General features: G+C 72.3%; 10 protein-coding genes. 3 read left to right on the forward strand and 7 right to left on the reverse strand.

Translation table 11 applies throughout. The annotated features are described in order from the left end of the window. The first annotated feature begins 51 nt into the window (after positions 1-51). On the forward strand, positions 52-285 hold the full coding sequence (locus J3P36_RS09915) for a hypothetical protein (protein WP_210507605.1): 234 nt from the start codon (positions 52-54) through the stop codon (positions 283-285). A gap of 12 nt (positions 286-297) precedes the next feature. Here the strand turns inward: J3P36_RS09915 and J3P36_RS09920 are convergent, their stop codons facing one another. Then, the gene (locus J3P36_RS09920; RefSeq protein WP_210507607.1) at positions 298-522 is read right to left on the reverse strand and encodes a hypothetical protein; all 225 of its coding nucleotides are present in this window, start codon (positions 520-522) and stop codon (positions 298-300) included. A 112-nt stretch (positions 523-634) separates the two neighbouring features. Between J3P36_RS09920 and J3P36_RS09925 the strand changes: the two genes are divergently transcribed. Continuing rightward, on the forward strand, positions 635-3,502 hold the full coding sequence (locus J3P36_RS09925; RefSeq protein ID WP_210507609.1) for an aminotransferase: 2,868 nt from the start codon (positions 635-637) through the stop codon (positions 3,500-3,502). 20 nt (positions 3,503-3,522) lie between these two features. On the opposite strand, the gene J3P36_RS09930 is transcribed toward J3P36_RS09925, so the two are convergent. The 6 genes from J3P36_RS09930 to J3P36_RS09955 all read right to left on the reverse strand — a co-directional run bounded on the left by J3P36_RS09930 (position 3,523) and on the right by J3P36_RS09955 (position 11,094). Next, positions 3,523-3,732, reverse strand: a complete 210-nt coding sequence (locus J3P36_RS09930) for a hypothetical protein (RefSeq protein ID WP_210507611.1) — start codon at positions 3,730-3,732, stop codon at positions 3,523-3,525. A 114-nt stretch (positions 3,733-3,846) separates the two neighbouring features. Further along, complete coding sequence (locus tag J3P36_RS09935; protein ID WP_307807033.1) at positions 3,847-5,694, reverse strand: beta-L-arabinofuranosidase domain-containing protein; 1,848 nt, start codon at positions 5,692-5,694, stop codon at positions 3,847-3,849. Positions 5,695-5,801: 107 nt separating this feature from the next. Next, the gene (locus J3P36_RS09940) at positions 5,802-6,617 is read right to left on the reverse strand and encodes a carbohydrate ABC transporter permease (protein WP_210507614.1); all 816 of its coding nucleotides are present in this window, start codon (positions 6,615-6,617) and stop codon (positions 5,802-5,804) included. Continuing rightward, positions 6,614-7,567 carry a carbohydrate ABC transporter permease gene (locus J3P36_RS09945; RefSeq protein WP_210507616.1) on the reverse strand — a complete coding sequence of 318 codons (954 nt, stop codon included), beginning with the start codon at positions 7,565-7,567 and terminating at the stop codon, positions 6,614-6,616. Before J3P36_RS09945 ends, J3P36_RS09940 begins: the two co-directional genes overlap by 4 nt. A gap of 72 nt (positions 7,568-7,639) precedes the next feature. Continuing rightward, complete coding sequence (locus J3P36_RS09950) at positions 7,640-8,935, reverse strand: ABC transporter substrate-binding protein (RefSeq protein ID WP_210507618.1); 1,296 nt, start codon at positions 8,933-8,935, stop codon at positions 7,640-7,642. 8 nt (positions 8,936-8,943) lie between these two features. Next, positions 8,944-11,094 carry a hypothetical protein gene (locus J3P36_RS09955; RefSeq protein WP_210507620.1) on the reverse strand — a complete coding sequence of 717 codons (2,151 nt, stop codon included), beginning with the start codon at positions 11,092-11,094 and terminating at the stop codon, positions 8,944-8,946. Between the two features lie 138 nt (positions 11,095-11,232). Between J3P36_RS09955 and J3P36_RS09960 the strand changes: the two genes are divergently transcribed. Continuing rightward, complete coding sequence (locus tag J3P36_RS09960) at positions 11,233-12,264, forward strand: LacI family DNA-binding transcriptional regulator (RefSeq protein ID WP_210507622.1); 1,032 nt, start codon at positions 11,233-11,235, stop codon at positions 12,262-12,264. Positions 12,265-12,267 lie beyond the last annotated feature (3 nt).

Below are 12,267 nucleotides of genomic sequence, written 5' to 3' on the forward strand. Positions count from 1 at the left end.
GCGCGCGCGGTCACGCGTGACGTCGCGCTGCCAGACCCGTCAGAGACCGCCGTGCCTCGGACGACGACCGGTGAGATCGCCCTGCCCATGACGTCCGAGGTCATGCTCGGACGGCTGGCTCAGGCGACACCGACCCTGCCCGCGCCGGTGCGTCCGGCCTCCGGGACCCATCGCCGGGAGACCTTCCGGCCCCTGCGTCGCGAGACCGCCCTGCTGTGGACGGCGACCGGCGCACTGGCCTTCGCGAGCACGGCCTTCGTCGCCGGAGTCCTGCTCGTCGGTTGACGCCTCCCGGCGTCAGAGCGGCTGGCCGTGCCGGTCGTGGAAGCACTTCGCGCAGTGCTCCAGGTACCGGTCGGCCAGCCGGTCGATCTCCTCGTGGGTGATCACCCCGGGCAGCGGCTGCTGCAGTCGCGTCCTGCAGGCGAAGCACCACTGGGCCAGGCCCTCCTCGGTGAAGCTGAGGACCCCGGCAAGGATGAGGCGGTCGAATCGCTCGGCCGCAGTCTCGAGAACCTCCATGCGCGATGGTCGGACGCCCGCGGTACCCACCACTCGCGCCGCGCCGCCTGTTGCATGCCCGTAACATCCGGGCTCCTGCGGCACGGGCGCGGCGGGGCGACAGAATGAGCACGTGACCTCCGGAACCACGTCCTTCCGCGCGCCCTCCGCCCGTCCCGCCGTCTCGCCTGCCGACGCCGCAGAGGTCGGCAGGTCGCTATTCGGCCTCGAGGGCGAGGTCGTGGAGCTCGGCAGCCAGGAGGACCGGAACTTCCGGATCGACACGGGCGACGCCCGCTTCGTCCTGAAGTTCGCGAACCCGGCCGACAGCGCCGCCGAGCTGGAGGCGCAGACGCAGGCCGGCGAGCGCCTCGCCGCCGCCGGCATCCCCGCGCCCCGCGCCGTGCCCGCCCTCGACGGACGGCTGCTGTCCGAGACCGAGGTTGGCGGGGTGAGTCTTCGGGTCCGTCTGCTGACCTATGTCGAGGGCTTCCCGCTCTCGGACGGCGGCCCCTTCTCACCTGCGGCGGCCGCTGCGCTCGGCGGAATCGCGGGCCGCGTCGCGGCCGCCCTGACCGGCTTCACGCACCGCGGTCTGGAGCGGCGCACCCAGTGGGACCTCCGCTCCGGCCGCGAGGTCGTGCACGCGCTGCTGCCGACGGTGGCGGACGGCGCCCTGCGCACCCGCCTGCGGTCCGCCGTCGCCTGGTCCTCGTCCGCCGTCGACGCCGTGCGGGACGGTCTGCGGGTGTCGCCCATCCACGGCGACGTGACGGACGACAACGTCGTGTCCTCGTCGGGGGATGCCGCGGCGATCGATGGGGTGATCGACCTCGGTGACGTCGCCGACGGCTGGCTCGTCGCCGAGCTCGCCGTCGCCTGCGTGGCCGTGCTGCACCACAACCCCGACCAGCCCCTCCTCGTGCTCGACGCCGCGGCCGCCTTCGCCGAGCGGATGCCGCTGCAGGAGGACGAGGTGCGCGCCCTGTGGCCCCTCGTGGTGCTGCGGACCGCGGTGCTCGTCGCGAGCGCCGACGCCTCGCTGGCTCTCGACGAGGGCAACGAGTACGCCGCCGCGAACCGCGCCCATGAGCTGCTGGCCTTCGACGTGGCGACGGCCCTCGACCCCCGGCTCATGGAGGCCCTCCTGCGCGAGCGGCTCTTCCCGAGCACGCTGCCCGCGATGGGGCGGCTGCTGCCCGTCTCGGACCCGAGCGTCGTCGACCTCTCGGTGACGAGTCCGCTGCTCGACGCGGGCCGCTGGCTCGAGGACGGCATCGAGCATCGACTCGCGGCGAGCGCCGCCGGAACCGCGGTGTTCCGGTACGGCGAGTACCGGCTGACGCGGGCCCGGCTGCACGCCCGGCAGACGCCGACCCTCGCGCTCGGCGTCGAGGTGTTCCCGTCGGTCGGCACGGCGCTCACCGCGCCGTTCGCGGGCGAGGTCACCGGCACCGGCGACGGGCTGGTGCTGCGCGGTCAGGGTGCCGAGCTGTGGCTCGACGGGGTCGCGCCGGACAATGGGACGCGGGCGGTCGCGGCAGGCGACGTCCTCGGCGCGACCACGGGCGGACCGCTGCGGGTGCAGCTCTCGCGGCTGTCGGGCGCCCGCCCGCCGTTCTTCGTCGCGCCCGGCGACCAGGCTGCATGGCGGCGGACGTGCCCCGATCCGTCGGCCCTGCTCGGCCTGCCGGCCGGCCTGCCGGAGCCCGACGTCGACGAGGTCCTCTCGGCCCGCGACGCCGCGTTCGCGCGGGTGCAGGAGCACTACTACGCCCGTCCGCCCCGCATCGAACGCGGCTGGCGGGAGCATCTCGTCGACGTCCGGGCTCAGGTGCACGTCGACCTCGTCAACAACGTGGCCGCGGTCGGCCACGCGCATCCGCGGCTCGTCGAGGCGGTGCACCGCCAGTGGTCGCTGCTCAACACGAACTCCCGGTTCCACTACGCGGCGCTCGCCCGGTTCTCGGAGCGCCTGGCCGCGCTCGCCCCCGACGGGCTCGACACCGTGTTCCTCGTCAACAGCGGCAGCGAGGCCGTGGACCTCGCCATCCGCCTCGCCCAGACCGCGACCGGGCGCTCCACCGTGCTCGCGGTGAAGGAGGCCTACCACGGCTGGACGATCGGCTCGGATGCGGTCTCGAGCTCGATCGGCGACAACCCCCGGGCGCTGGAGACACGGCCGGACTGGGTGCGGCTGGTGGACGCGCCGAACGCGTTCCGGGGACGGCACCGCGGCCCGAACTCGGCCCCCGCCTACCTCGCCGACCTCGACGGAATGCTCGCCGACCTCGACGCGGCGGGCACCGGGGTCGCGGCGTTCCTCGCGGAGCCGGTGTTCGGCAATGCGGGCGGCGTGCTGCTGCCGGACGGCTACCTCGCCGGGGTCTACAAGCGGATCCGAGCGCGCGGCGGCCTCTGCATCGCGGACGAGGTGCAGGTCGGCTACGGGCGGCTCGGCACCTGGTTCTGGGGCAGCGAGCAGCAGGGCGTGGTGCCGGACATCGTCACCGTCGCCAAGGCGATGGGGAACGGACATCCGCTCGGCGCCGTCATCACCACACGGGAGATCGCGGAGCGCTTCGCCGCGGAGGGGAGCCTCTTCTCGTCCGCGGGCGGCAGCCCGGTCAGCTGCGTCGTCGGCGAGACGGTGCTCGACATCCTCGAGGACGAGCACCTGCAGCGGAACGCCGAGGTCGTCGGCGGACGCCTGAAGGCCGGGATCGAGGCGCTCGCGCCGCGGTTCCCTGTTCTCGGCGCGGTGCACGGGGCCGGCCTCTACCTCGGCGTCGAGCTGGTCCGCCATGCGGCCACCCTGGAGCCGGCGACGGCGGAGGCGGCCGCGATCTGCGAGGCGCTGCTCCGGGAGGGCTGCATCGTCCAGCCGACCGGCGACTACAAGAACATCCTGAAGATCAAGCCGCCGATGGTGCTCACGGATGCGAGCGTTGACTTCTTCCTGGGGGCGCTCGAGCGCGTGCTCGCGGGCACGGCCCGCTGATCAGCCGCCGCCCCGCGCGCTCAGGCGGGGCAGCAGACGGCGGCCTCCGGGGCAGTCGGGCGACGGCTCGTCGAGGCCCGCCCGGGAAGAGAGCGCCGCAGCGACTCCGGCACACCTGGTGAGCGCGGCGCGCGCTCCAGGGCCACCCGACGGCGCTCGAGCTCGACGGCGAGACGCGCCTCCTCCGCCTGCTGCAGGTGCGGGAACCAGGACAGTGCGGCCGAGAGCATCAGGACCTCCTCGTATCGATGGATGTCGATACTCTGCTCCTGAAGCCCATCGACCACCGTCGATGTACGGCCAATCCCCGTGCATCCCGCGCCACCCTTCGGGGGGCGCCGCTCCTAGGCGGGCAGCCGGGGCAGCCACACCCGCATCTCCGAGGGACCGCGCTCGGCCCACCGGTGATACGGGATCAGCGGGATCCGGATCTCGCGATCGGGCTCTGCGGCCTCCGCGGGCCCGTAGGGCCACGGGTCCTCCCCCTCGTGCACGTGCACCCCGGCGAGCTCGGCCCCGTCCGCCATCGCCGCCGGCGCGGCGTCGGCCGGCACCGCGACCGATCGGAGGGAGGTGCCGGCCGGCAGGTCGACGGACTCGGCGCACAGGACGAGCGGCCCGGCCTCCACCGCGACGGAGGAGCGCAGCGAGTCGATGCGCGGATCCGGCAGGGTGAGCCGCGGCTCGAGCGGCAGCTCCAGCCGCACCGTGGCGAGCTCGCCCGCGGACATCGGCACCTCCGCCAACGCCTCCTCGACGACCCGCTCGGCGCCGGTCGCGTCTGCGATCCGAGCACGGCCCCGCGCCCACGCCGGAACGCGGAGGGCCAGCGTCCAGTCCTCGCCGGGCGCCTCCTCGACGGCCACGGTCACCGTGCCCGACCAGGGGTAGTCCGTCTCGACCCGGATCCGCACCCGGTCGCCGGAGGCCAGCCGCGTGTCGATGGTCCCCTCCGCGTACTGCTGCAGCTGGAGGCCGCGGTCGCTCGTGGTGGCGACGTACCCGGAGAGGCTCGCGAGAGTGCGCGCCACGTTCGTGGGGCAGCAGGAGACGTCGAACCAGTGCGCGCGCTGGCTGGAAGCGGCGCGCGGGCTCGGCCGGTCCGTCTCCGCCTCGGTGCCGGGCGCGTTCCGCTGGAGCGGGTTGACGTAGAAGAACGAGGTGCCGGCCGCATCCGGGCTGGTCGCGACGACATTGAAGAGCGTCCGCTCGATGAGGTCGGCGTACTCGGGCCGTCCCTCGGCGAGGAGGAGCCGGTGGCTCAGCATGACGCTCGCGACGCCGGCGCAGGTCTCCGAGTAGGCGCGGTCGGAGGGCAGCTCGAAGTCGTCGCCGAACGACTCCCCCTCGTGCCGCGAGCCCATGCCGCCGGTCAGGTAGGTGCGGCGGGCGACGGTGTTGCGCCACTGCCGGGTCACGGCGCCGAGCAGCTCGGCGTCCCGATCCTCGACCGCGACGTCGACGGCTCCCATCGACAGGTAGAGCGCGCGCACGGCGTGGCCGCGCAGCACGTCGGCGTCGCGGACGGGCACGTCGTCCTGGAAGTACTCGGGCCCGATCTCGCCGTGGTCGAGCGTGCCGGTGCCGCGCCGCTGCAGGAACAGGCGGGCCTGCTCGAGGTAGCGCCGGTCCCCCGTCACCCGGTACAGCTCGGCGAGCGCCGGCTCGATCTCGGGGTGGCCGTCGACGCGCTCGATGCGCCCGGGCCCGAACGCCTCGCAGATGTGGTCGGCGAGGCGGATCGCGGCCTCGACGAACTCGTCGCGCCCCGCCGTGCGCGCCCGGGCGACCGCGGCCTGGATCAGGTGACCGGCGCAGTAGAGCTCGTGCCCCCACTCGAGATCGGAGTACCGGGGCTCCTGGCCCGGCCCGCCGAAGCGCGTGTTGAGATAGCCGTCGGGCTGCTGCGCCGCGACGACGCGGGCCGACAGGGAGCGGAAGGTCTCCTCCACCCAGGCGTCGCCGGAGCGCGCGGACTCCCACGCCAGCGCCTCCAGGAGCTTGTAGATCTCGGAGTCCGCGAACTCGCGCCCGGCGCTCGGGGCCTCCTCGCCGCGGGCGACCCGGTCGAAGTTGGCGGTCCAGCCGAGGCGCTCCATCCAGGAGAGGCAGTGCCGCAGGCTGGCGGTGGCGTTCACCTCCTGGCGCTGGGCCCAGAAGCCGCCGGTGATCCGGACGTCGGCGGCGCTCACGGGGCGGAGCGTACCCGAGCTCGGGAGGACTGCCGCGGGCGGCTGCGGGTCGGTCAGGGTCATGCTGATGTCGCTTTCTCGGTGGGAGCGGGCGGTGCCGGCGGGGGTCACTTGAGGCTCCCCGCCGTCATGGCGGCGACGATCCGGTCGCTGAGGATGATGTAGATGACGACCGTCGGAGCGATGCCGATGACGGTCGCGGCGAAGGCGAGCGGGTAGTTCGCGGAGTAGGTGGTGAGGAAGTACCGGACGCCGACCTGCACGGTCTGGGCGTCGGTGTCCTTCGTCAGCACCGCCGCGAAGAGCAGCTCGTTGAAGGCCGTGATCATGAGGAAGATCGCCGCGGTGATGGCGCCGGGGGAGGTCAGGGGTGCGGCGATCCGCAGGAAGATCGAGTGGAATCCCGCGCCGTCGATGCGCGCCGCCTCGAAGATCTCGGCCGGCGTCGTGTCCATGTACGTCTTCACGATGAGGAAGCCGAGCGGGAAGAACAGGCCCGCGTAGACGAGCCCGAGGCCGACCACCGTGTTGTAGACGCCCATCATGTTGACGATGAAGAAGATCGGCGTCATCAGGGCGTTGACGGGCAGGAGGATGCCGAACAGCAGGAAGCCGAACGTGGCCCGGCTCAGGCGGAAGCGGTGGAGCAGGGCGTAGGACGCCATGAGCGACGCGACCACGATGAGCACCGTCGCGAGGAGGGCGGCGCCGAGGCTGTTGCGCAGGTAGAGGTGCAGCGGATGCGCCGCGAGGGCCGCCCCGTAGTTGTCGAAGCGCCACTCGCTCGGCAGGCCGAACGGGTTCGCGAAGATGTCCGCCTGCGTCTTGAACGAGGACATCACGAGCCACAGCAGCGGCAGCAGCGTGATGGCGGTGAAGATGCCGAGCACCGCCCAGCGGAAGCTCTTGCCGGCGATGGTCATCGCTCGGTCCTCCTCAGCACCCAGAAGGTCGCCGCCGTGAGGACGATGCCGATGACGAGGGTGACCACGCCGGCGGCCATCGCGAGCCCGTACTGGTTGGCGGTGAGCATCTGGCGGTAGATGTACAGCGACAGGGTGATCGACGAGTCGGCGGGCCCGCCGCTCGTCATGATGAACGGGTACTCGAAGCTGCGGAGCGCGTAGCCGACGACGAAGAGCACCTGCAGGGCGATGGCGCGGCGGATGAGCGGGATGGTGATCGACCAGTCCTGCCGCAGGGTCGAGGCGCCGTCGAGCTGCGCGGCCTCGTAGTACTCCTGCGGGATGGTCGAGATCTGGGTGAGGAACAGGACCATGCCGAAGCCGATGTAGACGACCCAGGGGGTCATCGTGACCCCGAGCGCGGTGGTCGGGTCGAACAGCCAGTTGCGGGTGAGCGACTCGAGGCCGACGAGCTTGAGGGCGGAGTTGAGCAGCCCGAGGCTGACGTGGAAGACGAAGTACCAGAGCAGCGCGAGCGAGGTCGCGGAGATGATGTTCGGCAGGAAGAGGACCGTGCGGAACACCTTCCAGCCGCGCGGGCGGCGGGCGATGACGAGCGCGACGAGGATGCACAGCGGAGTGTGGATCACCACGCCGACGAGTACCCAGAGCAGGGTGTTGCCGATCGCCTTGAGGAACGCGGGGTCGCCGAACAGCCGCGTGTAGTTGTCGAGCCCGATCCACTGGGGGACGCCGATGCCCGCCCACTCGGTTCCGCTGAGGCCGATCACGACGAGCGTGGGCACCGCGAGGAAGAGGGTGACGAGCGCGAGCGCGGGCAGCAGGTAGAGGAGTATCCCGAGCCGCTGCCCGGTCCTCCTCGCCGGTCGGCGGGGCGCGAGCGCTGTCGCGGCGGGTTCGGCGACCACCGCGACGGAGGGCGGGATGCCGGGGGTGGTGGTCGTCATGACGCCTTCTGATCGAGTCGAGGAGGAGAGGCGGGGGTGGCCGGCCCGGACGGGGGCCGGCCACCCATCGCGCTACTGGGAGTTCGCGGTCTGCAGCGAGGTGGCGAACTGCTCGGGCGTCGTCTGGCCGAGCGCCAGCGACTCGAGCAGGCTCGGCAGCTGCGCCTGCGCATCGGTCGTGATGCCGCGGGCCATCTGCACGATCGAGGCGGGGGCGGCGTTCGCGAGCTCGATGACCTGGGCCATCTGGCAGGACGCGTTCTCCTTGTCGGCGTCCGACAGCTCGGTCTGAACGGCCATCGGGTACTCACCCTCGACCGCCATGCGCACCGCGCTCTCGTTCGAGGTGAAGAACTTCATCCAGGCGACGACCGCCTCCTCCTTCTCCTCGTCGGACTGCTTCGCGGCACCCCAGACGTTGAGCGAGTCGGTGACGGTGTAGCCGGGCTCGATGGCGCCGTTGTCGAACGTCGGCGCGGCCGCCACGGCGATCTTGCAGGCGTCGTCGCCGAGTGTCGACTGGATCGAGCTGATCAGCCAGGGGCCGTCGATGATCGAGGCCGACTGGCCGTTCAGGAAGTTGCTCGAGCTGGCGGCGTAGTTGCCGCCGACCGCGTCCGGGGTCGACAGCGCGAGCAGCCGCTTCGTGTAGTCGGCCGCCTTGGTGATCGCCGGGCTGTCGAGGTCCGTGCCGGGGGCGTACGCCTCCGGGCCGCCCTCCGCCGTGGCGAGGTAGCTGAACGCGTTCATCGTGTGCCACGAGTCGTCCGCGGTCATCAGCGAGATGGCGGCGACCCCCGAGTCCTTGATCTTCTGGCCTGCGGCGAGGTACTCGTCCCACGTCGCCGGGAACTCGGTGATGCCCGCCTGCTCGAACAGCTCGGTGTTGTAGTAGAAGAGCGTCGGCGACTGGTCGCCGGGGATCCCGGCGAGCTGGCCGTCGATGGTGAGCGCGTCGAGGTTGTCCTGCTTGAAGCGCGCCTTCCACTCGGGGTCGTCGTCGAGGTGGCTCGACCAGTCCATGAGCTGGCCCGACTCCTCGCGGGACAGGTCCGTCGGGTTGTAGTTGTAGAGGAACACATCGGGGGCATCGCCGGCGCTGATCGACGACCGGATCTGCTGCTGCAGCGTCGGCCAGTCGGGCTGCGCCTTCGAGACGACCGTGTATTTGCCGGCGTTCTCCTCGTTGAACTGGGCGATGAGGTCGTCGAGGACTTTGCCCCGGCTGACGTCCGAGGTGAAGTTCGACAGGATCTCGATCTCGGTGCCGGATCCGCCAGACCCACCGGAGGGCACGGCGCTGTTGCAGCCGGCCAGCAGTGCGACGGCGGCGGTGAGACCGGCGGCCGCGAGGATCTTTCTCTTCATGATTCCCTTCATTGGGCTGTGCGATTGAGGACGGGGACGGGGAGGTCGGTGGCGACCGCGGCGAGGTACTCGCCGAGGCCGAAGGTTCCGGCGGTGTAGGGCCAGCCGAGGCCGCCCCAGGTGTCGCCCTTGCCGATGAGGCCCTCGTCCACGCCCTGCGGGCAGAAGGAGATCCCCTCCGGCTGCATGCCGGCGTCGGCGAAGCCGTGCAGGGCGCCCGGCACGGCGAGCATCTGGAGCGACGAGGCCGCGATGAGCGAGGCGATGCGCTGGAAGCGCTCGATGCCGAGTCGCGTGCCGAGGCGGTGCAGGTCGGCGACGAAGAACAGCGAGTAGATGTCGGTGACGCCGACGCCCCACACGCTGTTGATGCCGCCCCAGCCGACGGAGCGAGCGCCGGCACGGCCGAGCGGCGTGCCGGGGATGTTCGGGACCGCCTGGATCGAGTGCCACGTGATCGCGACCTCCGCCGCCTGACGGGCTCCCTCGATCAGCTCGTCGGCGCGCGCAGGGTCGGCGTCGGCGACGGCCAGGAGGGCGCGCATCGCGACGAAGGCTGCCTCCTTGTCGACGAGGTTGGGGTTGTCGAGGGTGCCGCCCCGATACTCGGCGGGACCGACATGGTGATCGAGGATGAACCGGGTGGCGGCGCGGGCCGCGTCGAGGAACGGCATCGCCTCGTCGCCCGCCTCCTCGGCGAGCGCGACGAGGAACGGGACGACGGTTCCGGTGGCGCTCTTGCCCGAGAGGACGCGGTCGCCGAACCAGTCGGTGCCGGCGATGGCCTCCCCGTCCGGGGTGTAGGCGCGGAACCACGAGCCGTCCGGCTCCTGGGCACGGACGAAGAACGACCCGAGGCGCAGCGCGGCCTCCCGCCACTCGCTGACGTCGGCCCCGAGCTCGCGGTGCAGCCCGATGTTGAGCAGGAGGTCGTTGCCGGCCTCGGCCATCATGCGCGTGTAGGTGCCCTGCAGCTCCGACCGGCCCAGGTAGTGCATGACCGGCCCGCTCGTGTCGCCGACCGCGAAGAGCGGCCGCCCCTCGCGGAGGTTCCAGAGCGTGTGCACGAACCCCGACTCGGTCGCCATGTGCTCGACGAAGGAGTCGACGACCGCGCGGGAGCGCTCCAGCCAGTCGCCGTCCCGGCGGGCGAGCAGGTAGGCGAGATTGAGCTGGCGCCCGGTGAACCCGTACTCGATTACATCGCGGGCGCCCGTCATCGCGTGGTCGGCGAACGAGGCGCCGAACGCCTTCGCGGTCGAGGGGTAGCCGCGCTCGGGGTCGAAGTTGAGCACGAAGGCGGCGAAGCCGGAGGGGTCCTTGACCCAAGTGCGCGACGCCGAGTCGAGGCGCAGGTCGATCGACTCCTCGTACGGGACGGGCAGGTCGGTGGGCTGCGGGTCGGCCGCGTCGAGGACGTCCGAGAAGACGGCGGTGACCGCGTCGACGTAGGAGTCGGCCGCGGCGGCGGCGATCCGGTACACGGCGCGGAGGACGGTGCCGCCCGGAGCGACGGGGGCGAAGGCGGCGGCGGGGGTGCCCGCCGCATCGAGCATGGCGCTCGCGGCGCCCTCCCGGTAGGGCAGGGACGCGACGAGGCGGTCGGCGCCGGGCACGAACCCGACGGAGCCGATGTCCGTGCGGTGCAGGAAGTCGCTCTGCCCGGGCTGCCGGTCCGCGCCCAGGTCCTCGGTCGCGAGGCTCTGCCGCGCCAGCCACAGCACGGCCCGGTCCGCCGGCGTCCAGCGCGCGACCACCGGATAGGCGAGCCGCGAGTCGGCGAAGGAGCGCTCGACGCCGGCCGTCCACTGCTGGGGCGAGTAGACCATGCCGGGCGCGAGGTATCGGGCGGCCGGGTCCGCGTCGAGCAGGACCGCCGACTCGAGGCGGGCGCCCTCGCCGGCGGGTCCGCTGACCGTCACGGTGCGCTCCAGGGTTCCCGCATCCGGGGACCAGACGTCCCGTCCGGTGGCGCGCACGCCGCCCAGCTCGAGCTCCCACTCGGCCGAGGCCTCCCCGGCGCCGATCAGGCGCAGCTCCCCCGCCGCGCCCGAGAGCAGCGCGACGCGGGGTGCCGAAACCTCCGCCGAAACGGTGACGCCGGGGAAGGAGAGCCGGAAACTCCCGCGATCAGCGGAAGCGTGAACGGATAGCGTCATGAAGCAGGAGCTCCTTTGCTCGTTTCCCGAAACAGACCGAAAAGCTTTTCGTCACTGTAGAGTGACCGCACTGCCGCCGTCAATCCCGGGTTCCGGGACGCGTGCGGCGAGACGTGCGAGGATCAGCCGAGGGGGACCGTGAGCACCGACGAGACGCAGGCGAGAGGCAGGTCCGCCACGCTCAGCGACGTGGCGAAGGCCGCCGGCGTCTCGATCGCGACCGCGTCCAAGGCGCTCAACGGCCGCGACCAGGTGCGCGCCGAGACCCGTGATCGCGTCCTGCGTGCGGCGGAGCGGCTCGCCTTCTCCCCGAACGCGCTCGCGAAGGGGCTGCTCGCGGGACGGACCGGCACGGTCGGCCTGCTGACCTCCGACCTGGAGGGGCGATTCTCGATCCCCATCCTGATGGGCGCTGAGGACGCGTTCGGCGCCGGCAAGGTGTCGGTGTTCCTCTGCGACGCCCGCGGCGACGCGATCCGGGAGCAGCACCACGTTCAGGCGCTGCTGTCCCGGCGCGTGGACGGGCTCATCGTCGTGGGGTCGAGCACCGACGCGCGCAGCTCGCTCGGGCGCGATCTGCCGGTGCCCGTCGTCTACGTCTACGGGCCGTCGGAGGATCCCGAGGACCTCTCGATCGTCACGGACAACGTCGACGCCGGCAGGCAGGCCGTCGAGCACCTCGTCGCCACGGGACGGCAACGCATCGCGCACATCACGGGTGACGCCTCCTACGCGGCGGCGAAGGATCGCGCGGCGGGAGTCACGGCCGCGCTCGCCGACCTGGGCCTGCCCCTCGTCGGCGACCGGGTCATGTTCGGCTCCTGGAACGAGGCGTGGGGCCGCGGGGCGACCCGTCTGCTGCTCGAGCGGGCGCCGGAGGTCGACGCGATCGTGGCGGGCAGCGACCAGATCGCCCGCGGCGTGCTGGACGCCCTGCACGAGCTGGGCCGCGAGATCCCGCGCGACATCGCCGTGATCGGCTTCGACAACTGGGCGATCCTCGCCACGAATTCGCGACCGCAGCTCACGAGCGTGGACCTGCGGCTCGAGGAGCTCGGCCGGCTCGCGGCGCAGCGGCTGTTCGAGGCGATGGACGGCGACGTGCGCCACGGCGTCGAGTCGCTGCAGTCGCGCGTCGTCACCCGCGGCACGACGACTCCGTCGAACTGAGCG

Origin of the sequence: Naasia sp. SYSU D00057, from assembly GCF_017916505.1 — a bacterium.
In the GTDB taxonomy this organism is placed as follows: domain Bacteria; phylum Actinomycetota; class Actinomycetes; order Actinomycetales; family Microbacteriaceae; genus Naasia.